Raw genomic sequence first — 23,853 nt, 5'->3', positions numbered from 1 at the left:
ATTTCCTCTTATATTGAAGATATGACCAATAATGGTCCTATGACGAAATACATATAGTTTAATGAACGCTTAATAAAAATAGCGAAAACACTTCGCCTTTATCATGATTCTGTAAATAATTTTCCATCTGGTATGATTTAGCAATCCATATTTCCACTCTTGTTTCTAACGAAACAAATATACAAAAAAACACAAGTCTTTTGACTTGTGTTTTAGCTTGCTTGGCGACGTCCTACTCTCACAGGGACAAGGTCCCAACTACCATCGGCGCTAGAGAGCTTAACTTCCGTGTTCGGTATGGGAACGGGTGTGACCTCTCTGCCATCATCACCAAACTATTGAAGGTATATTCCTTCAAAACTAGATAACATTTGCTTCATATTATATGGTTAAGTCCTCGATCTATTAGTATTCGTCAGCTCCACATGTCACCATGCTTCCACCTCGAACCTATCAACCTGATCATCTTTCAGGGATCTTACTAGCTTACGCTATGGGAAATCTCATCTTGAGGGGGGCTTCATGCTTAGATGCTTTCAGCACTTATCCCTTCCGCACATAGCTACCCAGCTATGCCCTTGGCAGAACAACTGGTACACCAGCGGTGCGTCCATCCCGGTCCTCTCGTACTAAGGACAGCTCCTCTCAAATTTCCTGCGCCCACGACGGATAGGGACCGAACTGTCTCACGACGTTCTGAACCCAGCTCGCGTACCGCTTTAATGGGCGAACAGCCCAACCCTTGGGACCGACTACAGCCCCAGGATGCGATGAGCCGACATCGAGGTGCCAAACCTCCCCGTCGATGTGGACTCTTGGGGGAGATAAGCCTGTTATCCCCGGGGTAGCTTTTATCCGTTGAGCGATGGCCCTTCCATGCGGAACCACCGGATCACTAAGCCCGACTTTCGTCCCTGCTCGACTTGTAGGTCTCGCAGTCAAGCTCCCTTATGCCTTTGCACTCTACGAATGATTTCCAACCATTCTGAGGGAACCTTTGGGCGCCTCCGTTACACTTTAGGAGGCGACCGCCCCAGTCAAACTGCCCACCTGACACTGTCTCCCGGGTCGATAAGACCCGTAGGTTAGAATTTCAATACAGTCAGGGCGGTATCCCACCAGCGCCTCCACCGAAGCTAGCGCTCCGGTTTCAATGGCTCCCGCCTATCCTGTACAAACTGTACCAAAATTCAATATCAGGCTACAGTAAAGCTCCACGGGGTCTTTCCGTCCTGTCGCGGGTAACCTGCATCTTCACAGGTACTATAATTTCACCGAGTCTCTGGTTGAGACAGTGCCCAAATCGTTACACCTTTCGTGCGGGTCGGAACTTACCCGACAAGGAATTTCGCTACCTTAGGACCGTTATAGTTACGGCCGCCGTTTACTGGGGCTTCAGTTCAGAGCTTCGCTTACGCTAACCCCTCTCCTTAACCTTCCAGCACCGGGCAGGTGTCAGCCCCTATACTTCGCCTTACGGCTTCGCAGAGACCTGTGTTTTTGCTAAACAGTCGCTTGGGCCTATTCACTGCGGCTTTCCGTTAAGAAAGCACCCCTTCTCCCGAAGTTACGGGGTCATTTTGCCGAGTTCCTTAACCAGAGTTCTCTCGCACACCTTAGGATTCTCTCCTCGCCTACCTGTGTCGGTTTGCGGTACAGGCACCTTTTATCTCGCTAGAAGCTTTTCTTGGCAGCGGGGAATCAAAGACTTCGCTCCATAAGGAGCTTCCCCATCACAGCTCAGCCTTCACGATAAGCGGATTTGCCTACTTATCAGCCTAACTGCTTGGACGTGCACAACCAATCGCACGCTTCTTCTATCCTTCTGCGTCCCTCCATTGCTCAAACGATAAAGAGGTGGTACAGGAATATCAACCTGTTGTCCATCGCCTACGCCTGTCGGCCTCGGCTTAGGTCCTGACTAACCCTGAGCGGACGAGCCTTCCTCAGGAAACCTTAGGCATTCGGTGGACGGGATTCTCACCCGTCTTTCGCTACTCATACCGGCATTCTCACTTCTAAGCGCTCCACCAGTCCTTCCGGTCTGACTTCACTGCACTTAGAACGCTCCCCTACCACTGATACCATTGGTATCAATTCGCAGCTTCGGTGGTGTATTTAGCCCCGGTACATTTTCGGCGCAGAGTCACTCGACTAGTGAGCTATTACGCACTCTTTAAATGGTGGCTGCTTCTGAGCCAACATCCTAGTTGTCTAAGCAACTCCACATCCTTTTCCACTTAATACACACTTTGGGACCTTAGCTGGCGATCTGGGCTGTTTCCCTCTTGACTACGGATCTTATCACTCGCAGTCTGACTCCTAAGGATAAGTCATTGGCATTCGGAGTTTGACTGAATTCGGTAATCCGATGAGGACCCCTAGTTCAATCAGTGCTCTACCTCCAAGACTCTTACACTTAAGGCTAGCCCTAAAGCTATTTCGGGGAGAACCAGCTATCTCCAGGTTCGATTGGAATTTCTCCGCTACCCACACCTCATCCCCGCACTTTTCAACGTGCGTGGGTTCGGGCCTCCATTCAGTGTTACCTGAACTTCACCCTGGACATGGGTAGATCACCTGGTTTCGGGTCTACGACCACGTACTAAACGCCCTATTCAGACTCGCTTTCGCTGCGGCTCCGCCTCTTCAGCTTAACCTTGCACGGGATCGTAACTCGCCGGTTCATTCTACAAAAGGCACGCCATCACCCATTAACGGGCTCTGACTATTTGTAGGCACACGGTTTCAGGATCTCTTTCACTCCCCTTCCGGGGTGCTTTTCACCTTTCCCTCACGGTACTGGTTCACTATCGATCACTAGGGAGTATTTAGCCTTGGGAGATGGTCCTCCCAGATTCCGACGGAATTTCACGTGTTCCGCCGTACTCAGGATACATTCAAGAGAGAACGAAGTTTCGACTACGGGGTTATTACCCTCTGTGACGGACCTTTCCAGGTCGCTTCGTCTACCTCGTTCCTTTGTAACTCCGTATAGAATGTCCTACAACCCCAAGAGGCAAGCCTCTTGGTTTGGGCTAGATTCCGTTTCGCTCGCCGCTACTCAGGAAATCGCATTTGCTTTCTCTTCCTCCAGGTACTTAGATGTTTCAGTTCCCTGGGTCTGTCTTCCATACCCTATGTATTCAGGTAAGGATACCATACCATTACGTATAGTGGGTTTCCCCATTCGGAAATCTTCGGATCAAAGCTTACTTACAGCTCCCCGAAGCATATCGGCGTTAGTCCCGTCCTTCATCGACTCCTAGTGTCAAGGCATCCACCGTGCGCCCTTTCTAACTTAACCAAACTAAAATTAAAAAAATATGAGCTACACTGTTATCTAGTTTTCAAAGAACATACATTTAAACTTGAGAGATAGTTCTCTCAAAACTGAACGAAACAAAACAAGTCAACGTTTATTGATGAACTGCGTTCATCAATTCTCCATAGAAAGGAGGTGATCCAGCCGCACCTTCCGATACGGCTACCTTGTTACGACTTCACCCCAATCATCTGTCCCACCTTAGGCGGCTGGCTCCATAAAGGTTACCCCACCGACTTCGGGTGTTACAAACTCTCGTGGTGTGACGGGCGGTGTGTACAAGGCCCGGGAACGTATTCACCGCGGCATGCTGATCCGCGATTACTAGCGATTCCAGCTTCATGTAGGCGAGTTGCAGCCTACAATCCGAACTGAGAACGGTTTTATGAGATTAGCTCCACCTCGCGGTCTTGCAGCTCTTTGTACCGTCCATTGTAGCACGTGTGTAGCCCAGGTCATAAGGGGCATGATGATTTGACGTCATCCCCACCTTCCTCCGGTTTGTCACCGGCAGTCACCTTAGAGTGCCCAACTTAATGATGGCAACTAAGATCAAGGGTTGCGCTCGTTGCGGGACTTAACCCAACATCTCACGACACGAGCTGACGACAACCATGCACCACCTGTCACTCTGCTCCCGAAGGAGAAGCTCTATCTCTAGAGTTTTCAGAGGATGTCAAGACCTGGTAAGGTTCTTCGCGTTGCTTCGAATTAAACCACATGCTCCACCGCTTGTGCGGGCCCCCGTCAATTCCTTTGAGTTTCAGCCTTGCGGCCGTACTCCCCAGGCGGAGTGCTTAATGCGTTAACTTCAGCACTAAAGGGCGGAAACCCTCTAACACTTAGCACTCATCGTTTACGGCGTGGACTACCAGGGTATCTAATCCTGTTTGCTCCCCACGCTTTCGCGCCTCAGTGTCAGTTACAGACCAGAAAGTCGCCTTCGCCACTGGTGTTCCTCCATATCTCTACGCATTTCACCGCTACACATGGAATTCCACTTTCCTCTTCTGCACTCAAGTCTCCCAGTTTCCAATGACCCTCCACGGTTGAGCCGTGGGCTTTCACATCAGACTTAAGAAACCACCTGCGCGCGCTTTACGCCCAATAATTCCGGATAACGCTTGCCACCTACGTATTACCGCGGCTGCTGGCACGTAGTTAGCCGTGGCTTTCTGGTTAGGTACCGTCAAGGTGCCAGCTTATTCAACTAGCACTTGTTCTTCCCTAACAACAGAGTTTTACGACCCGAAAGCCTTCATCACTCACGCGGCGTTGCTCCGTCAGACTTTCGTCCATTGCGGAAGATTCCCTACTGCTGCCTCCCGTAGGAGTCTGGGCCGTGTCTCAGTCCCAGTGTGGCCGATCACCCTCTCAGGTCGGCTACGCATCGTTGCCTTGGTGAGCCGTTACCTCACCAACTAGCTAATGCGACGCGGGTCCATCCATAAGTGACAGCCGAAGCCGCCTTTCAATTTCGAACTATGCAGTTCAAAATATTATCCGGTATTAGCCCCGGTTTCCCGGAGTTATCCCAGTCTTATGGGTAGGTTACCCACGTGTTACTCACCCGTCCGCCGCTAACTTCATAAGAGCAAGCTCTTAATCCATTCGCTCGACTTGCATGTATTAGGCACGCCGCCAGCGTTCATCCTGAGCCAGGATCAAACTCTCCAATAAAGTTAGTTTGTCTAGCATCTAAAAATAAAAATTGACGTTTACGTTGTTTGTTTCGTTCAGTTTTCAAAGAACTTGTTTGTCGCTCATTTGCGACTCCCTTATGTTAACATTTTCATATTTCAATGTCAACCAAGTTTTTTTATTTCTTTTGTCGCTTTCTGCGTTGTTGCTATCGGCGACTTTTCCTATATTACACCTCTATACTCTAATCGTCAATATGTTTTTCTAAAAAAATATAAAAAGACTTATTCCTTTTAAAATAAGCCTTTTTATCCTATAACATTCTATTCATTTATTATTTTTCTATAATTGGTAATGAAACGATGAACTGAACGATCCCATCCTCATACTCAGCTCGAATACTACCACCTTGCAACTCAACAATGCTTTTCGCAATAGCTAATCCGAGCCCCGAACCTTCTGTTACTCTACTTCTAGATTGATCTTTCTTATAAAACCGTTCAAACAAGTTCCCTAACTCTTCTCTCGTAAACTCTTCACTATGATTTGCAATAACAATTTGTATATCCCTGCGCTGTCTTTGCAGAGAAACTTTTATCTCTCCATCATCTTTACTATACTTAATCGCATTCATTAGCAAGTTGTCGAATACACGGACCATCTTTTCCGAGTCAATCATTGCATGCGCACGTTCTTCAGGAAATTTCTTAACAAATGAAAGCCCGTGCTCTTCTGCCTGTGGTACTAACTCTTCTATTAATTGATCAAGCAACTCATTTACACATACTTCTTGTTTTTCTAATACAACTTGTTCATTTGTTAACTTCGTATACTCAAATAAATCTTCTATTAAATTCTTTAACTGCTCCGACTTTGCAAAAGCAATTTTAGTATACTCATCATGTTGCTCTTTATTTTCATATTTAGAGTCTCTAAGTAATCGTAAGTATCCCATAATAGAAGTAAGCGGCGTACGCAAATCATGAGATACATTCGTAATAAGCTCATTCTTTTGCTTCTCTAATTTACGTTCCTTTTCTATATTATTCATAAGCTCTTCTGCCATATTATTAATATTCTCAGTTAAAGACGCAATCTCATCTTCACCTTTCTTCTCAATACGATAAGCCAAGTTTCCTTTTTCTATTTCTTTCACACCTTCTGCCATCGCTTCGATCTGCTTCATCTTTCTCTTTGTTATATAGAAGAAAGAGAAAATGAATACGAGCACACCAATTAAAAACGGGAATGGCCCTTCTTGCGTGTCATACATTACTTCTCCCTCTGGAATTCCACTAACAAACATGTACAAATTCTTTCCTTCTATAGTAATAGGTGAAAAAGCTATAAACTCTTTTCTTGTACTTTCAAATACTTCTCTACCATTTGTATAATTAATCGCAAACGATGCTGCATTACGAATCGTATTATGCAAATCTATTTGCTCTTCTTGTGCCTGCTTCGTTTTATATAAAACTTTCCCGCTTTCGTCAGTAACCAATATCTTTAAAGCTCTAGATCCTTGCTCTAAATTTTGGTTCTCTATTTCAATCATATTTGATATGGCTTCTAATTTATTTTCATGAACTGAGCTATTTGCAGCACTTTGAGCTTGTTGATTAATTCGCTCCATACCAGCTCGATAATCGATAGTAGCCTCACGATTTGCATTTTCAAAAAATGGTGCTGCTGCTTTCGTTGATAAAACTCCTAATAACGCACAAGCTGCGAAAGTAGTAATCAGTTGAATTCTTATACTCCGCCGTACACTCTTCACTAATTTCTCCACTAATGTTCTAGCTTTCCTAACATAAGTAAATGGATTAAATATCTTTTTCAATCTTATACCCCACTCCCCATACTGTTTTTATATATCTCGGCTTCCTTGGATTCTCCTCAATCTTTTCACGTACTTTTCGAATATGTACCATTACAGTGTTATCAGACTGGAAAGATCTTTCGTTCCAAACTTTTTCATAAATTTGCTCAGCACTAAAGACCATACCTGGATTACGAGCTAGCAATTCTAAAATTGAAAATTCCCTTGGAGTTAACTTCACTTCTTCTCCCTCTACAATGACTTTATGAGTTGAAATGTTTATTGCCATATTCCCAATTTCTAACTCGTCCTCATTTTGAATAGCAAAACCATTCATTTTCATATAACGACGTAGCTGAGATTTAATTCTTGCGATTAACTCTAACGGATTAAACGGTTTCGTTACGTAATCATCTGCACCTGTTGTTAATCCTAAAATTTTATCCATATCTTGCGTTTTTGCCGAAAGCATAATAATCGGCATTTCCTTCGCTTCCCTTACTTTCATACACATATGAATACCATCTACTTTCGGCATCATAATATCTAATACAACTAAGTGCACTTCATTTTCTTCTAATATACGTAACCCTTCTTCTCCGTCCCCTGCTTGCAGTACTTTATATCCTTCGTTCTTTAAATAAATTGTAATAAGGTTCCTAATTTCTTTTTCATCATCTACGACAAGTATTGTTTCCCCGGCCATAATATCTCCCCCATCAGTTTTTAATCCCTAACTTCTATTATAAGAAAACTTCTGAAGAAAAACGCTCGGAAATCCTTAAGATTTTCTGAAGACGCAAAAAAGGTCTAGACTCCCCTTAAGTCTAGACCTTTCAAAAAACCCCTTTTATTTACGAACGTAGATGAAATATAGTACGAATAAAACTCCCATAACATACATAATTGGATGAATCTCTTTACGACGACCACTCACAACCATTGTAATTGGATAGAAGATAAATCCAATCGCGATTCCTGTTGCGATACTATACGTAAGTGGCATAGAGATGATTGTAAAGAATGCCGGTACTGCAATCTCGAATTTCTTCCAATCAATTTCTCCTAAAGATGAAACCATCAAGATTCCTACAATAATTAGAGCTGGTGCCGTTACAGCTGGTGTCACAACACTTAATAGTGGCGAGAAGAAAAGTGCCAGTAAGAAGAATCCTGCTGTTACAACTGCTGTAAATCCAGAACGTCCTCCTGCTGCTACCCCTGCAGACGATTCAATGTAAGACGTTGTAGTAGATGTACCTAGAATTGCACCAATTACAGTTGCAACCGCATCTGCAAATAATGCTTTTCCTGCACGTGGTAATTTATTGTTCTTCATTAATCCCGCTTGATTCGCAACCGCTACAAGCGTACCTGCTGTATCAAAGAAATCGATAAAGAAGAACGTGATAATAACAATCGCCATTTCAACAGTGAAAATATCTCCAAAGTGAGTTAACGCCACACCGAACGTTGGTTCTAGACTCGGTATTGCTCCCACTACAGCTTTCGGAGTATCAATTAATCCTGTTGCTACTCCTAAGATTGCCGTAAGAATCATACCGTAGAAAACAGCACCATTTATTTTCCTAATCATGAAGATGATTGTAGTAACAACTCCGAAAATCGCCAGCAACGTTGTACCCTTCGTTAAATCCCCCAATCCAACAAGGACGGCATCATTTTTCACGATAATTCCGGCATTTTGGAATCCAAGGAAGGCAATGAATAATCCGATACCCGCCGCTACTGCAAACTTTAACTCTACTGGAATTGCATTAATGATTTTTTCACGAATACCTGAAGCAGTAAGAATAATAAAGATAATACCTGACATTAATGTTCCAGCAATCGCCGTTTGCCACGGAATTCCCATCGTTAACACCGCTGTATAAGCAAAGAACGCGTTTATTCCCATACCTGGCGCTAAAGCAATCGGATACTTCGCAAATATCCCCATAATTAACGAACCAATCGCCGCTGCTAATGCTGTAGCAACGAATACTGCACCTGGATCCATTCCTGTACCTGCTGGTAATCCTTTAACATTTCCAAGCGACAGCGTAGCAGGATTGACAAATAGTACGTAAGCCATAGATAGAAATGTCGTTAACCCTGCTATGAACTCAGTCTTATAATTCGTACCGAGCTCATCAAACTGAAAATAGCGTTTCATCCTACGTTTCCCCCGTTATATGATTACTCGCCGTAATTCTCCCTAGCCCTCTTTTATTTATGAAAATAAAAAAGGCTTCCATTGCATATACATGGAAGCGTTCTATAAACAAAGACAAGTTTCCCCTCATCTTTATACAAACGCCTCGTAGTCAAGCCATTTACGGTAGCTAGGTAGAAACTTTCAGGCCATATCCCCGATATTATACGACGGCATAATATTCACTTTTTGTTTGAATTACATACTCATATTAACTCACAATAGGGTGTGTGTCAATTTAAAAACGAACATTTTTATATATTTTTATATTTTCGTTCGTATAATCACTTAAAAACAAAAAGATCCATCTATGCATAAAATGATAGATGGATCTTTCATTATAATACTATTCCCACTCAATAGTTGCTGGTGGCTTACTCGTTATATCATACACGATACGGTTAACGTGTTTTACTTCGTTTACGATACGTACAGAGATTTTCTCTAATACGTCCCAAGGGATACGTGCCCAGTCAGCTGTCATACCATCGATAGATGTTACTGCACGGATACCTACTGTGTAATCGTAAGTACGCTCGTCACCCATAACACCTACACTACGCATACCAGGAAGCGCAGTGAAGTATTGCCAAACTTCACGTTCTAATCCTGCTTTTTGGATTTCTTCACGTAAAATCGCATCAGATTCACGAACGATTTCTAATTTCTCTTCTGTAATTTCACCTAATACACGAATACCAAGTCCTGGACCTGGGAACGGTTGACGCCATACGATTTCATCAGGAATTCCTAATTCTGATCCTAATACACGTACTTCATCTTTAAATAAAGTGTTTAAAGGCTCAATTAATTTGAACTGCATGTCTTCTGGAAGTCCACCAACGTTATGGTGAGATTTAATTGTTTGTGCAGTTGCTGTACCACTTTCAACGATGTCCGTGTAAAGTGTACCTTGCGCTAGGAAGTCCATTCCTTTTAATCTAGAAGCTTCATCATCAAATACGTAAATGAATTCATTACCGATGATTTTACGCTTTTGTTCTGGATCTTCTACACCTTTTAACTTGTTCATGAAGCGTTCTTTCGCATCCACTTTAATAACGTTCATATGGAAGCCTTCGCTAAATGTTTTCATAACACCTTCTGCTTCATCTTTACGAAGTAAACCGTGGTCCACGAAAATACATGTTAATTGGTCACCAATCGCCTTATGAATTAATACTGCTACAACAGAAGAGTCTACACCGCCGCTAAGTGCGCATAGTACTTTTTTGTCTCCAACAGTTTCACGGATCTTTTCTAATTCTACTTCGATAAAGTTCTCCATGTTCCATCCTTCAGAACAACCACATACGCCGAATACGAAGTTTTTAATTAAATCGTTACCGTGCTCAGAGTGACGTACTTCTGGGTGGAATTGTACACCGTATAAGTTTTCCGCTTCATTGCTCATACCAGCGATTGGACAAGACTCACTTGTTGCATCTACTACGAATCCTTCAGGTAAACCAGTTACTAAGTCACCATGGCTCATCCATACAACTTGCTCTTCTGGAAGGTTCGCATATAATTTTGATTCGTTCTCTACTTTAAGAACAGCTTTTCCGTACTCACGGTGGTTGGCACGTTCTACTTTACCACCGAAGTGTTGCGTCATAAGCTGCATACCGTAACAGATACCGAAAATCGGTAATCCTAGCTCAAAGATTTTTTCATCACAATGTAATGCACCTTCACCGTATACACTATTTGGTCCACCAGAGAAAATAATCCCTTTTGGATTCATTGCTTTAATTTCTTCTGCAGTAATTGTATGCGGATGAAGTTCACTGTATACACCGAACTCACGAATTCGACGTGCTATTAACTGATTGTACTGACTCCCAAAATCTAAAACGATAATTGTATCATGCTGCTTCTTCAAAATAATCACCCCAACGTTAGTTCTCGTATATAAATATTTTCACCAATTTAGCAAAAAGAATTACCAATATAATAAAAAAAGCCAGTCCTCCGCCTCTAGTCTCATAACAAAGAAAAGGCAGGGGTCTGGCTTTATAAAGAAAGATAGTCTTCCGCTCTTTATAAATATAAGACACACTGCCTTCATAGTCAGGTTGTTTACGGTAACCCGGTAGAGACTCTCAAACCATATCATTGAGGATATATGAAGGATCGTTTTATATTATCTCCCTAGATTCTAACAATGAAGTATCAGTATGGTCAAGAGAGAAAGCGACAAAATTCTACAGAAATTAATTTCCTGCTCTCAAAAACACAAAAAAACATCCACTTCTATATAGAAGTGGATGTTTTTCGGGAGAACGGAATTACATCATTCCGCCCATACCGCCCATGCCCATGCCGCCCATGTCAGGCATTGCTGGTGCATTTGGTTCTGGCTTGTCAGCAACTACAGCTTCAGTCGTTAAGAACATAGCTGCAACAGATGCTGCGTTTTGAAGTGCAGAACGAGTTACTTTAGCTGGATCTACGATACCAGACTCAAGCATGTTAACCCATTCGCCAGTAGCTGCGTTGAAACCAACGCCTACTTTTTCGCCTTTTAGACGCTCTACAACTACAGATCCTTCTAGACCAGCGTTGATTGCGATTTGACGAACTGGCTCTTCTAGTGCACGAAGTACGATGTTGATACCTGTTGCTTCGTCGCCTTCAGCTACGATAGAAGCTACTTTTGTGTATACGTTCATAAGTGAAGTACCACCACCTGCAACGATACCTTCTTCTACTGCTGCACGAGTTGAGTTAAGTGCATCTTCAATGCGAAGTTTGCGCTCTTTTAACTCAGTTTCAGTTGCTGCACCTACTTTAATTACTGCTACGCCGCCCGCAAGTTTCGCAAGACGCTCTTGTAATTTTTCACGATCGAATTCAGAAGTTGTTTCTTCTAATTGCGCACGGATTTGACCGATGCGAGCTTCGATTTGTTCTGTGTTTCCAATACCTTCAACTACAGTTGTGTTTTCTTTCGTTACAACAATTTTACCAGCGCGTCCTAAAGATGCAACTGTAGCAGATTTTAAGTCACGTCCTAATTCTTCAGTGATTACTTCGCCACCAGTTAAGATTGCGATATCTTCTAGCATTGCTTTACGACGGTCACCAAATCCAGGAGCTTTAACAGCTACTACATTGAATGTACCACGAAGTTTGTTCACTACTAATGTAGCTAACGCTTCGCCTTCTACATCTTCAGCAATGATAAGAAGTGGTTTACCTTGTTGTACCACTTGCTCTAATACTGGTAAGATTTCTTGGATGTTAGAAATCTTTTTATCAGTAATTAAAATGTATGGGTTATCAAGAACTGCTTCCATTTTATCAGAATCAGTAATCATGTAAGGAGATGCATATCCACGATCAAATTGCATACCTTCTACTACGTCTAATTCTGTTGTGAATCCTTTAGATTCTTCTAAAGTAATAACGCCGTCGTTACCAACGCGCTCCATTGCTTCAGCGATTAATTGACCTACTTCTTCGTCAGCCGAAGAAATAGCAGCTACTTGTGCGATAGAAGATTTACCTTCGATTGGTTTAGAAATCGCTTTTAATTCTTCAATTGCAGCAGTAACAGCTTTTTCGATACCTTTACGAAGACCCATTGGGTTTGCACCAGCTGTTACGTTTTTAAGACCTTCACGAATCATAGCTTGCGCTAATACAGTTGCAGTTGTCGTTCCGTCACCAGCTACATCGTTTGTTTTGCTAGCAACTTCTGCCACTAATTTCGCACCCATGTTTTCGAATGCATCTTCTAATTCGATTTCTTTTGCGATTGTTACACCGTCATTTGTAATAAGTGGTGAACCGAATTTTTTCTCAAGTACAACGTTACGACCTTTTGGTCCAAGCGTTACTTTTACTGCGTTTGCAAGAGTGTCGACACCGCGAAGCATCGAACGACGTGCTTCTTCACTAAATTTAATATCTTTTGCCATAATAATTGACCCCCTTGGATTTTTAAAATGTATATAATTAACCGATAATTGCTAAAATGTCACTTTCACGTAAAATCAAGTAGTCTGTACCTTCGTATTTCACTTCAGTACCTGCATATTTTGAGAAGATGATAAGATCACCTGCTGCTACCTCTAAAGCAACACGCTCACCATTTTCAAGCACTCGGCCTGTACCTACTGCAATAACTTTACCCTCTTGTGGTTTTTCTTTTGCAGTTTCTGGTAATACAATACCACTTGCTGTTTTTTCTTCTGCTTGAACAAGTTCAATTACAACGCGATCACCTAATGGCTTTAGCATGAACAATAACCTCCTCATTTTGTTATGTAAATTTTATTTATTAGCACTCAAGTCACACGAGTGCTAACACACTTCTAATAATAAATAATCTCAATTTCTTTTGCAAGTAAAAAAATCATAATTTTTTCGCAAATTACTTTATGCACTTTCCTAGATAGGATTACTTCTTCTACTACCTTTACTATATGAATCGTTGTTCCCACTTCTTGTATGTTACAATATGAAAGACACCCTAAGTTGTTTTCGCTAAACGTACAACTTTTTCCTGTCTCCTATTTTATTTTCAAATGCTAATTTACAAAAAAAACATAATTCAAATGAAAGTTTATATCGTAGGTAGCATATTTACATGTTATCCTACCTTATCTCATACACTAGCGTTAGAAAGGATGGTTAAACCATTTGAAAAAACAATATTGGTGGATTATCGTTACATACATTTTAATGCAGTTATCAGGCATTGCCGGGTTACCGCTTCTCCTGAAAACTGGACTATACGATAATAGGGGATTTACTAGAGAGGAAAAAATTCAGCTCATAACTGGTCATTGGGCTATCATTAGCTTTTTCATTGCATTATGCGTTGTACTTTGGTTACTCAGAACAGATATTCGTGACAGACATTTAGATAAAATGCGCTCTACTGTTCCAGCTACAATTGGGTGGATTTTTATTGGTATTTTCTTAGCTTTCTTCTCCCAAATACTTGCAGGGATGATTGAAATGCAGCTACTAAAGATTAAACAAGGTTCAGAAAACACAATGAGACTCATGGAAATTGCACGAACTACACCTTGGTTCCTTATTGTCGTTTCAATTATAGGCCCTATTTTAGAAGAGATTGTATTTAGAAAAATTTTATTTGGTACACTTTACAAGAGATTTAACTTCTTTATTGCTGCTATCATTAGTTCACTAGTATTCGCAGCGATTCATTTTGATTTTACTCATTTATTGGTATACACTTCTATGGGGCTTGTATTCGCCTTCTTATATGTAAAAACGAAACGCATTATCGTTCCTATAGCAGCCCATGTGGCAATGAATACATTAGTTGCAATTGGACAGATTTTCATGAGCAATGAGCAAATTCAAGAAATGATTAAAGAAGCTGAGAAAATGCAAGGCTTTATCGGAGGATTTTTAGTATGAGAAACTCACCATTGTTCATGGCTGCATTGTACTTTCTTCTTGGATGTATCTTTACACGCTTCGCCATTACGAACGTAACAGATACAATCTGGAATATGTGGACAATACTATTTGCAGTTATGGCAACAATTGATTTTAATTTGGCACTTCGCCTTATCTTAGTTAAATTCACAAAGAAAAAACAATAATAAAACGCAGAGGTCATCTCCTCTGCGTTTTATTGTGGATAATTCTTCAAAAAGTAAACAAGCGTTTGTAACTCTACAGCTAAATCAATGTGATGAATTCTTATATTCTCTGACACATTTAAGCGTGCTGGTGTGAAATTTAAAATACCATGCACGTTCGTTTCTGCCAATCTATCTGCCACAGATTGCGCTACTGTAGCGGGTACCGTTAATATTGCCACTTGTATATCAGTTGATAAACGTTCTTCTAATTCATCCAAATGATATACAGGAATTCCTCCGATTTCTGTTCCAACTTTCTCTTCACTAACATCAAACGCCATTTCAATTTTTGTATTATTGTTTTTCGTGAAATTATAATGTAAGAAAGCGGTCCCTAAATTACCTACTCCAATAAGTGCCACACGTGTTATATCATCTTGGTCGAGTGTTTCACGGAAAAATGATAATAAATAATTTACGTTATATCCATATCCTTTTTTCCCTAACGCTCCAAAATATGAAAAATCTCTTCGAATAGTTGCGGAATCAACCTTTACCGCTTCACTCAATTCGGCTGATGAAACACGTTGCTTACCAGAAAGAGATAAGTTTTGGATAAATCGATAGTATAGAGGCAATCGTTTGGCAGTGGCCTGTGGAATTTTTTGCTGATCCATATAACCTCTCCTCTCTTCCTATCTTTATTCTTATACTTGAATCAAATACAGAAGTTTAGTACTCATGAATTTCCTTGTATAATAAAGAGAAGAAGTATTCTCTCTTTATTTTAAACTATACACTATTTTTAGTATGATTGAGAAATATAAACATGGCAAAGTTAAGAAATTATTTGAGGTGAAAACATTGATATTATTACAAGTGAATGGGCTTTCGAAATTATACGGTGCAGAAACGATTCTTGCAAACATAAAATTGGAAGTACAAACAAAAGATCGTATCGCATTAGTCGGACGAAATGGAGCCGGAAAATCTACATTATTAAAAATAATAGCTGGCGAGTTATCTCATGATGGTGGTGAAATTATAAAACCGAAAGATGTCTCAATGGGGTATTTAGCTCAAAATACCGGATTAGAAACGTCTTTAACAATTTGGGATGAAATGTTAACCGTCTTTACACATCTACAGCAGATGGAGACAAAACTCCGAAAGCTAGAGCAAGAGATGGGAAAAGAAGAAAACTTTTCAAATGCGGCTATATATGAGAAATTACTAGCTGATTATGACCAATTACAATTAGATTATAAAGATCAAGGCGGCTATCAGTACGAAGCGGATATACGCTCGATTTTAAGCGGTCTTGGCTTCCCAGTTGAAACGCATCAGACGACAATTTCCACATTAAGTGGTGGACAAAAGACTCGATTAGCTCTTGGGAAATTATTATTAACTAGACCAGACTTACTTATTTTAGACGAACCTACAAACCATTTGGACATTGAGACACTAACATGGCTTGAACAATATTTACAAGGCTATCCTGGCGCGATTTTAATCGTTTCCCATGACCGTTATTTCTTAGATAAACTCGTTACACAAGTATACGAAATTTCTAATAAGGAAAGCCGACGATTTGTTGGTAACTACAGTAAATATTTAGACTCAAAATCAGCTCTATACGAGCAAGAGATGAAGCGTTATGAAAAACAACAAGATGAAATTTCTAAACTGGAAGACTTTGTGCAAAAAAATATAGCTCGTGCATCTACGACAAAACGTGCTCAAAGTCGCCGTAAACAATTAGACAGAATGGAAGTATTAGCTAGACCATTAGGCGATTCTAAATCAGCTTCCTTCCACTTCGATATTGAAAAACAAAGTGGAAATGATGTTTTACAAGTTAAAGATGCCACTATTGGCTATTATCAGGAACCGATTATTGCACATGTAAATATGCGCTTAACTCGCGGTGACAGTGTTGCCTTAGTTGGGCCAAACGGAATTGGAAAATCTACATTATTAAAATCCATTGTGAATAAGTTACAGCTATTACATGGAAACGTTGCTTTCGGGTCAAATGTATCTGTTGGTTATTATGATCAAGAACAAGCCAACTTAACATCTTCGAAGCGAGTTTTAAATGAACTATGGGATGAATATCCCCTGCAACCTGAAAAAGAAATTCGCACTATACTAGGCAACTTTTTATTCACAGGGGATGATGTACTCAAACCAGTATCTTCTCTTAGTGGTGGACAAAAGGCTCGACTAGCTCTTGCAAAACTTATGATGCAAAAATCCAATTTATTAATTCTCGATGAACCAACAAACCATCTTGATTTAAATAGTAAAGAGATTTTGGAGAATGCTTTAATTGATTACCCGGGTACTCTTCTATTCGTCTCTCATGACCGCTACTTTATTAATCGCGTAACGACAACCGTTGTTGAGTTATCAACAGAAGGTGCACAAGAATATTTAGGTGATTACGATTATTACGTTGAAAAGAAAAATGAAATGATTGAACGTGCGGAACTAGAGCAAGAAGATGAAGTACCTGTTCAAAAAGTGGTGGCACAAGAAAAATTAAATTATCTCGAAGAAAAAGAACGTAAACAGTTAGAGCGTCAACGTACTCGAAAAATTGAAGAACTGGAACAAAATATCGTAGGCTTAGAAGAAGAAATTGCTACGTTAGAAGATCAGCTTTGCTTACCAGAAATATATGCAGATTATGAAAAGGCTAGTGAAATTACAACTAAAAAACAAACACTGCAAGAACAGCTTGAAGCTTGTATGGCAGAATGGGAAGAACTGCATATATAAGAGAATTTAAAAGAGGGGGATGTCTCATAAGTCGGTCTTTTTGACGAGATGACCTCCTTTTTATTTTCTCTTTTAGAATCAATACCATAGTAAATGAAATTATATAAACGATTCGACAAGAAATATCGATTTACCGACAAGGATTGACAATAGTAGCACCTTATATAACAAGTGGAGGATGTTTCAACATGTTTTTTGGACATCTCCTTGTTTTTTATTTCCCAAAAAAGAATTTCTACAAAGGTCAGACTTCCCCTATGTTATCCACAAGGTTATGCACATATCCACCTTTATAATATAAACTCCCAAATAACTTTTCCACATTATCCACAGTCACACAAAAAGTTATACACATTTTATGTACACAAAAAAACCCGTATTATCAACAGATAATACGGGTTTTATCCACAATCTGTGGTTAATTTTGTGTATAACTATGCTTCAATATCTAATCCTGGATTTGCATTTAAAGCTAATGTAGCGCGTTTTCCTTGTTCGTATGCAATTGTACCTGCAGCCGCAATCATCGCTGCATTATCTGTGCATAAAGATAGAGGAGGAATAATTAGCTCTATATTTTCTTTTTGTGCAAATTCTGCTGCTAAACGTGCACGAAGCCCTTTATTAGCAGCTACTCCACCAGCAAGAAGCACTTGTTTTACATTATAAGCATCTGCTGCACGGGACGCTTTCGTTACAAGCACATCTATTACACTTTCTTGGAAACTTGCTGCTAAATCTTCTGGTGCAATTTCTATACCGCGCTGTTTTGCGTTATGCACAGTGTTGATAACTGCTGATTTCAATCCACTAAAGCTGAAATCATACGAATCAGGTTCTAGCCACGCACGAGGCAAATCAATTGTTGGTTTTCCTTCATGCGCAAGGCGATCAATATGAGGACCACCTGGATAAGGCATTGATAATGTACGAGCTACTTTATCGTAAGCTTCTCCTGCCGCATCATCTCGCGTTTCACCAATCACTTCAAATGAACCATGTTCTTTCATATAAACAAGCTCCGTATGTCCACCGGATACAACAAGCGATAGTAACGGGAATTGTACTTCTTTTACTAAACGGTTCGCATAAATATGACCAGCAATATGATGAACACCAACTAGAGGGATATCATGAGCAAAAGCCACAGCTTTCGCTGCATTTACACCTATTAAAAGTGCTCCGACTAAACCTGGGCCTTCTGTTACAGCAATTGCATCAATATCCTCAAAAGTGATATTCGCTTCTTTTAAAGCTTCTTCTAACACAACTGTGATTTCTTCTACATGATGACGGGATGCAATCTCTGGTACAACTCCGCCAAAACGCTTATGACTTTCAATTTGCGATGCAACGACATTCGCAATGATTTCCGTTCCATTTTTAACAACTGCTACAGCTGTTTCATCACAGCTTGTTTCAATACCAAGTATAATTGTGTTTTTTTCCATTATATATTCACCCACATTACAAGACCATCTTCCTGATTGTCTGCATAGTATCGTTTACGAATCCCACCATTTTGAAATCCGTATTTTCTGTATAACTGCTTTGCTACTTCATTTGACACGCGTACTTCAAGTGTCATTGTTTTTACTCCTAACCCTTTCGCTTCGGAAATGACTTCTTTCAATAAGGCATCCCCTAGCTTTTGACCTCTGTATTCTGGTAGGATAGCTATATTTGTTACATGTGATTCATCAATAATTATCCACAATCCACAATATCCAATTACGAGACCATCTTTTTCTAGCACGACATAATGTGCATGTTCATTCATCTCTAATTCATGGTGAAATGCATCTGCAGTCCAAGGGGTTGAAAAAGATGCTTCTTCAATAGCTACAATTTGAGCAATATCATCAAGTGCCATCTTTCTAAATATCATATCCATCTTCTGTAGGCCCCTATTGTTTTTGACTTTCTAACCATTTTGTTTCAGCTTCAGCTAAACGAAGATAGCTAGGAACAAACGTATGCACGTCTTGTTCTTCTTTTTGTAATCCTAAAAATGCTAATTCACTTGGTCTTGGGTTATTCTTAGTGAACGGAGCAAATACAGCTTGATCACCTAAATATTCTACAATTGTTTCTTTATGCAATTTAACATCGTTACCAATAAATAAAACAGGCTGTTCTTTATCTTTTAACATTTGCAACCAGTCAACAATAAGAATAATTCGGTCTTCTTCGATTGAAGTTATACGCTCTCCTTCATATGTATATAACCCCGTGTAAATTTGACCACGTCGGCCATCAAATAAAGGACAAATTAGTCCATTAAAATTAGTACCATTTGCAGCCACCACTTCTAAACTTGATACACCTACAATTGGTATTTGAAGTGACCAAGCTAATGTTTTTGCAGCTGTCACACCTATACGAACACCTGTATATGATCCGGGTCCAGCTGCTACAACAATTTTAGTCAATTCTTTCGGTTTTACACCGCATTCTTTTAACAGTTTCTCTACAGCTGGCATAAGACGTACAGAATGGTTTTTTGTTAAATTTGTAATGATTTCCCCAATCACGTTCCCTTCCTCAATAAGGGATACACCCATTACGTAATTTGAAGTATCAATTGCTAGTACTTTCATCTTGTAATAGCTCCTCACATAATCTAATATAGCGATCTCCAATTGGCTCGAGTACAATTTTTCTTGTATCATCTCCAGCATGGAATAAACTAATTTGCAACTTCTCATTCGGTAAATATGCTTCTATTAAATGAGCCCATTCTACTACTGTAATCCCTTCACCATAGAAATACTCATCAAATCCTAAATCTTCTTCACTTTCCGCTAAACGATACACATCCATATGATATAGCGGTAATCTTCCTTTATATTCTTTAATAATATTGAAGGTAGGACTATTTACGACTCTTTTCACTCCAAGACCTTTTGCTAGTCCTTTTGTAAAAGTCGTCTTGCCAGCTCCAAGATCACCTTCTAAAATAATTACATCTTGTGCCTTTACAAGTCTCCCTAATTTTTCTGATAATCGCTGGGTTTCTTCAGAAGATTTTGTTGTTACTTCATGTTTACTCACAGACTTCACCTACTTTACTCACAATGTTCTCTGCTCTTTATTATACAGGTTTTAAATATATAAAAAAGTCCTTAGGAGTTTTCCTAAGGATAGTTTGACTGTCTTTATTAGTTTTTTGTTAAAACAAATAAAAAAATACGAAACAACTTGTTTCGTTCTTTTCTTTATATAAAATGGCGGTCCCGACCGGGGTCGAACCGGCGATCTCCTGCGTGACAGGCAGGCATGTTAACCACTACACCACGGGACCATTTGGTTGCGGGGACAGGATTTGAACCTGCGACCTTCGGGTTATGAGCCCGACGAGCTACCGTACTGCTCCACCCCGCGATGATATAAATAGCTTGGCGACGTCCTACTCTCACAGGGACAAGGTCCCAACTACCATCGGCGCTAGAGAGCTTAACTTCCGTGTTCGGTATGGGAACGGGTGTGACCTCTCTGCCATCATCACCAAACTATTGAAGGCATATTCCTTCAAAACTAGATAACATTGCTTCATATTATATGGTTAAGTCCTCGATCTATTAGTATTCGTCAGCTCCACATGTCACCATGCTTCCACCTCGAACCTATCAACCTGATCATCTTTCAGGGATCTTACTAGCTTACGCTATGGGAAATCTCATCTTGAGGGGGGCTTCATGCTTAGATGCTTTCAGCACTTATCCCTTCCGCACATAGCTACCCAGCTATGCCCTTGGCAGAACAACTGGTACACCAGCGGTGCGTCCATCCCGGTCCTCTCGTACTAAGGACAGCTCCTCTCAAATTTCCTGCGCCCACGACGGATAGGGACCGAACTGTCTCACGACGTTCTGAACCCAGCTCGCGTACCGCTTTAATGGGCGAACAGCCCAACCCTTGGGACCGACTACAGCCCCAGGATGCGATGAGCCGACATCGAGGTGCCAAACCTCCCCGTCGATGTGGACTCTTGGGGGAGATAAGCCTGTTATCCCCGGGGTAGCTTTTATCCGTTGAGCGATGGCCCTTCCATGCGGAACCACCGGATCACTAAGCCCGACTTTCGTCCCTGCTCGACTTGTAGGTCTCGCAGTCAAGCTCCCTTATGCCTTTGCACTCTACGAATGATTTCCAACCATTCTGAGGGAACCTTTGGGCGCCTCCGTTACACTTTAGGAGGCGACCGCCCCAGTCAAACTGCCCACCTGACACTGTCTCCCGGGTCGATAAGACCCGTAGGTTAGAATTTCAATACAGTCAGGGCGGTATCCCACCAGCGCCTCCACCGAAGCTAGCGCTCCGGTTTCAATGGCTCCCGCCTATCCTGTACAAACTGTACCAAAATTCAATATCAGGCTACAGTAAAGCTCCACGGGGTCTTTCCGTCCTGTCGCGGGTAACCTGCATCTTCACAGGTACTATAATTTCACCGAGTCTCTGGTTGAGACAGTGCCCAAATCGTTACACCTTTCGTGCGGGTCGGAACTTACCCGACAAGGAATTTCGCTACCTTAGGACCGTTATAGTTACGGCCGCCGTTTACTGGGGCTTCAGTTCAGAGCTTCGCTTACGCTAACCCCTCTCCTTAACCTTCCAGCACCGGGCAGGTGTCAGCCCCTATACTTCGCCTTACGGCTTCGCAGAGACCTGTGTTTTTGCTAAACAGTCGCTTGGGCCTATTCACTGCGGCTTTCCGTTAAGAAAGCACCCCTTCTCCCGAAGTTACGGGGTCATTTTGCCGAGTTCCTTAACCAGAGTTCTCTCGCACACCTTAGGATTCTCTCCTCGCCTACCTGTGTCGGTTTGCGGTACAGGCACCTTTTATCTCGCTAGAAGCTTTTCTTGGCAGCGGGGAATCAAAGACTTCGCTCCATAAGGAGCTTCCCCATCACAGCTCAGCCTTCACGATAAGCGGATTTGCCTACTTATCAGCCTAACTGCTTGGACGTGCACAACCAATCGCACGCTTCTTCTATCCTTCTGCGTCCCTCCATTGCTCAAACGATAAAGAGGTGGTACAGGAATATCAACCTGTTGTCCATCGCCTACGCCTGTCGGCCTCGGCTTAGGTCCTGACTAACCCTGAGCGGACGAGCCTTCCTCAGGAAACCTTAGGCATTCGGTGGACGGGATTCTCACCCGTCTTTCGCTACTCATACCGGCATTCTCACTTCTAAGCGCTCCACCAGTCCTTCCGGTCTGACTTCACTGCACTTAGAACGCTCCCCTACCACTGATACCATTGGTATCAATTCGCAGCTTCGGTGGTGTATTTAGCCCCGGTACATTTTCGGCGCAGAGTCACTCGACTAGTGAGCTATTACGCACTCTTTAAATGGTGGCTGCTTCTGAGCCAACATCCTAGTTGTCTAAGCAACTCCACATCCTTTTCCACTTAATACACACTTTGGGACCTTAGCTGGCGATCTGGGCTGTTTCCCTCTTGACTACGGATCTTATCACTCGCAGTCTGACTCCTAAGGATAAGTCATTGGCATTCGGAGTTTGACTGAATTCGGTAATCCGATGAGGACCCCTAGTTCAATCAGTGCTCTACCTCCAAGACTCTTACACTTAAGGCTAGCCCTAAAGCTATTTCGGGGAGAACCAGCTATCTCCAGGTTCGATTGGAATTTCTCCGCTACCCACACCTCATCCCCGCACTTTTCAACGTGCGTGGGTTCGGGCCTCCATTCAGTGTTACCTGAACTTCACCCTGGACATGGGTAGATCACCTGGTTTCGGGTCTACGACCACGTACTAAACGCCCTATTCAGACTCGCTTTCGCTGCGGCTCCGCCTCTTCAGCTTAACCTTGCACGGGATCGTAACTCGCCGGTTCATTCTACAAAAGGCACGCCATCACCCATTAACGGGCTCTGACTATTTGTAGGCACACGGTTTCAGGATCTCTTTCACTCCCCTTCCGGGGTGCTTTTCACCTTTCCCTCACGGTACTGGTTCACTATCGATCACTAGGGAGTATTTAGCCTTGGGAGATGGTCCTCCCAGATTCCGACGGAATTTCACGTGTTCCGCCGTACTCAGGATACATTCAAGAGAGAACGAAGTTTCGACTACGGGGTTATTACCCTCTGTGACGGACCTTTCCAGGTCGCTTCGTCTACCTCGTTCCTTTGTAACTCCGTATAGAATGTCCTACAACCCCAAGAGGCAAGCCTCTTGGTTTGGGCTAGATTCCGTTTCGCTCGCCGCTACTCAGGAAATCGCATTTGCTTTCTCTTCCTCCAGGTACTTAGATGTTTCAGTTCCCTGGGTCTGTCTTCCATACCCTATGTATTCAGGTAAGGATACCATACCATTACGTATAGTGGGTTTCCCCATTCGGAAATCTTCGGATCAAAGCTTACTTACAGCTCCCCGAAGCATATCGGCGTTAGTCCCGTCCTTCATCGACTCCTAGTGTCAAGGCATCCACCGTGCGCCCTTTCTAACTTAACCAAACTAAAATTAA

The 23,853-nt window shown here is 41.7% G+C and carries 14 protein-coding genes, 2 tRNA genes, 5 rRNA genes and 2 riboswitches; of the genes, 3 read left to right on the top strand and 18 right to left on the bottom strand.

The window, feature by feature from the left end:
* Window positions 1-219: 219 nt before the first annotated feature.
* The 9 genes from rrf (NSQ47_RS22240) to groES form a co-directional block, all read right to left on the bottom strand.
* A 5S ribosomal RNA gene (gene rrf, locus NSQ47_RS22240) occupies window positions 220-335 on the bottom strand.
* Window positions 336-385: 50 nt separating this feature from the next.
* Window positions 386-3,307: ribosomal RNA gene (locus tag NSQ47_RS22235) — 23S ribosomal RNA — on the bottom strand.
* Between the two features lie 146 nt (window positions 3,308-3,453).
* A 16S ribosomal RNA gene (locus NSQ47_RS22230) occupies window positions 3,454-5,005 on the bottom strand.
* Together the 16S, 23S and 5S rRNA genes form the textbook arrangement of a ribosomal RNA operon.
* Before the next feature lie 295 nt (window positions 5,006-5,300).
* The gene (locus tag NSQ47_RS22225) at window positions 5,301-6,806 is read right to left on the bottom strand and encodes a sensor histidine kinase (protein ID WP_002159515.1); all 1,506 of its coding nucleotides are present in this window, start codon (window positions 6,804-6,806) and stop codon (window positions 5,301-5,303) included.
* Entirely contained in the window at window positions 6,790-7,491 is a 702-nt protein-coding gene (locus NSQ47_RS22220; RefSeq protein WP_002113448.1) for a response regulator transcription factor, read from the bottom strand. The genes NSQ47_RS22225 and NSQ47_RS22220 overlap by 17 nt, the downstream gene beginning before the upstream one ends.
* 144 nt (window positions 7,492-7,635) lie before the next feature.
* Window positions 7,636-8,961, bottom strand: coding sequence for an NCS2 family permease (locus NSQ47_RS22215; protein WP_002159516.1), 1,326 nt, complete (start codon window positions 8,959-8,961; stop codon window positions 7,636-7,638).
* 128 nt (window positions 8,962-9,089) lie between these two features.
* Window positions 9,090-9,191: riboswitch (purine riboswitch) on the bottom strand.
* Between the two features lie 155 nt (window positions 9,192-9,346).
* Complete coding sequence (gene guaA, locus NSQ47_RS22210; RefSeq protein WP_133059584.1) at window positions 9,347-10,885, bottom strand: glutamine-hydrolyzing GMP synthase; 1,539 nt, start codon at window positions 10,883-10,885, stop codon at window positions 9,347-9,349.
* A gap of 165 nt (window positions 10,886-11,050) precedes the next feature.
* A riboswitch (purine riboswitch) is annotated at window positions 11,051-11,152 on the bottom strand.
* A 139-nt stretch (window positions 11,153-11,291) separates the two neighbouring features.
* On the bottom strand, window positions 11,292-12,926 hold the full coding sequence (groL, locus tag NSQ47_RS22205) for a chaperonin GroEL (protein ID WP_078175181.1): 1,635 nt from the start codon (window positions 12,924-12,926) through the stop codon (window positions 11,292-11,294).
* Between the two features lie 37 nt (window positions 12,927-12,963).
* Window positions 12,964-13,248: a co-chaperone GroES gene (gene groES, locus NSQ47_RS22200; protein ID WP_002009985.1), complete on the bottom strand. Its 285-nt coding sequence runs from the start codon at window positions 13,246-13,248 to the stop codon at window positions 12,964-12,966.
* Between the two features lie 402 nt (window positions 13,249-13,650).
* Here groES and NSQ47_RS22195 point away from each other — a divergent pair, with 402 nt between their 5' ends.
* Both NSQ47_RS22195 and NSQ47_RS22190 read left to right on the top strand, forming a co-directional pair.
* Window positions 13,651-14,400, top strand: coding sequence for a CPBP family intramembrane glutamic endopeptidase (locus NSQ47_RS22195; RefSeq protein WP_002159527.1), 750 nt, complete (start codon window positions 13,651-13,653; stop codon window positions 14,398-14,400).
* Window positions 14,397-14,588, top strand: a complete 192-nt coding sequence (locus tag NSQ47_RS22190; RefSeq protein ID WP_001246201.1) for a YdiK family protein — start codon at window positions 14,397-14,399, stop codon at window positions 14,586-14,588. The genes NSQ47_RS22195 and NSQ47_RS22190 overlap by 4 nt, the downstream gene beginning before the upstream one ends.
* 29 nt (window positions 14,589-14,617) lie before the next feature.
* Here the strand turns inward: NSQ47_RS22190 and NSQ47_RS22185 are convergent, their stop codons facing one another.
* Complete coding sequence (locus tag NSQ47_RS22185; protein ID WP_000372704.1) at window positions 14,618-15,247, bottom strand: redox-sensing transcriptional repressor Rex; 630 nt, start codon at window positions 15,245-15,247, stop codon at window positions 14,618-14,620.
* A 187-nt stretch (window positions 15,248-15,434) separates the two neighbouring features.
* Here NSQ47_RS22185 and NSQ47_RS22180 point away from each other — a divergent pair, with 187 nt between their 5' ends.
* Window positions 15,435-17,357, top strand: a complete 1,923-nt coding sequence (locus NSQ47_RS22180) for an ABC-F family ATP-binding cassette domain-containing protein (protein WP_341037998.1) — start codon at window positions 15,435-15,437, stop codon at window positions 17,355-17,357.
* A 434-nt stretch (window positions 17,358-17,791) separates the two neighbouring features.
* Here NSQ47_RS22180 and tsaD read toward each other — a convergent pair whose 3' ends face one another.
* The 8 genes from tsaD to NSQ47_RS22140 all read right to left on the bottom strand — a co-directional run bounded on the left by tsaD (window position 17,792) and on the right by NSQ47_RS22140 (window position 23,840).
* Window positions 17,792-18,808 (bottom strand): tRNA (adenosine(37)-N6)-threonylcarbamoyltransferase complex transferase subunit TsaD, encoded by a 1,017-nt coding sequence (gene tsaD / locus NSQ47_RS22175; protein WP_002009991.1) that lies wholly within the window; start codon window positions 18,806-18,808, stop codon window positions 17,792-17,794.
* Window positions 18,808-19,251, bottom strand: a complete 444-nt coding sequence (gene rimI, locus NSQ47_RS22170) for a ribosomal protein S18-alanine N-acetyltransferase (protein WP_341037997.1) — start codon at window positions 19,249-19,251, stop codon at window positions 18,808-18,810. The genes tsaD and rimI overlap by 1 nt, the downstream gene beginning before the upstream one ends.
* 13 nt (window positions 19,252-19,264) lie before the next feature.
* A complete protein-coding gene (tsaB, locus tag NSQ47_RS22165) occupies window positions 19,265-19,957 on the bottom strand; it encodes a tRNA (adenosine(37)-N6)-threonylcarbamoyltransferase complex dimerization subunit type 1 TsaB (protein ID WP_002124827.1) in 693 nt (230 codons plus the stop codon).
* Window positions 19,938-20,411 (bottom strand): tRNA (adenosine(37)-N6)-threonylcarbamoyltransferase complex ATPase subunit type 1 TsaE, encoded by a 474-nt coding sequence (gene tsaE, locus NSQ47_RS22160; protein WP_341037996.1) that lies wholly within the window; start codon window positions 20,409-20,411, stop codon window positions 19,938-19,940. The genes tsaB and tsaE overlap by 20 nt, the downstream gene beginning before the upstream one ends.
* 174 nt (window positions 20,412-20,585) lie before the next feature.
* A tRNA-Asp gene (locus tag NSQ47_RS22155) sits at window positions 20,586-20,661 on the bottom strand.
* Window positions 20,662-20,664: 3 nt separating this feature from the next.
* A tRNA-Met gene (locus tag NSQ47_RS22150) sits at window positions 20,665-20,741 on the bottom strand.
* 12 nt (window positions 20,742-20,753) lie between these two features.
* Window positions 20,754-20,869: ribosomal RNA gene (rrf, locus tag NSQ47_RS22145) — 5S ribosomal RNA — on the bottom strand.
* A gap of 49 nt (window positions 20,870-20,918) precedes the next feature.
* A 23S ribosomal RNA gene (locus tag NSQ47_RS22140) occupies window positions 20,919-23,840 on the bottom strand.
* Window positions 23,841-23,853: the final 13 nt, after the last annotated feature.

The organism is Bacillus sp. FSL R10-2780 (genome assembly GCF_038006125.1).
Taxonomy (GTDB): Bacteria; Bacillota; Bacilli; order Bacillales; family Bacillaceae_G; genus Bacillus_A; species Bacillus_A cereus_U.
Note: the sequence above shows the minus strand (reverse complement) of the source record. Positions and strands in the feature narration are given on the sequence as shown.

Excerpts from the sequence above, each read along its gene's own strand:
- NSQ47_RS22220 (WP_002113448.1), bottom strand. The coding sequence starts at position 7,491 with ATGGCCGGGGAAACAATACTTGTCGTAGATGATGAAAAAGAAATTAGG.
- NSQ47_RS22215 (WP_002159516.1), bottom strand. The coding sequence starts at position 8,961 with ATGAAACGCTATTTTCAGTTTGATGAGCTCGGTACGAATTATAAGACT.
- groL (WP_078175181.1), bottom strand. The coding sequence starts at position 12,926 with ATGGCAAAAGATATTAAATTTAGTGAAGAAGCACGTCGTTCGATGCTT.
- groES (WP_002009985.1), bottom strand. The coding sequence starts at position 13,248 with ATGCTAAAGCCATTAGGTGATCGCGTTGTAATTGAACTTGTTCAAGCA.
- NSQ47_RS22190 (WP_001246201.1), top strand. The coding sequence starts at position 14,397 with ATGAGAAACTCACCATTGTTCATGGCTGCATTGTACTTTCTTCTTGGA.
- NSQ47_RS22185 (WP_000372704.1), bottom strand. The coding sequence starts at position 15,247 with ATGGATCAGCAAAAAATTCCACAGGCCACTGCCAAACGATTGCCTCTA.
- tsaD (WP_002009991.1), bottom strand. The coding sequence starts at position 18,808 with ATGGAAAAAAACACAATTATACTTGGTATTGAAACAAGCTGTGATGAA.
- rimI (WP_341037997.1), bottom strand. The coding sequence starts at position 19,251 with ATGGATATGATATTTAGAAAGATGGCACTTGATGATATTGCTCAAATT.
- tsaB (WP_002124827.1), bottom strand. The coding sequence starts at position 19,957 with ATGAAAGTACTAGCAATTGATACTTCAAATTACGTAATGGGTGTATCC.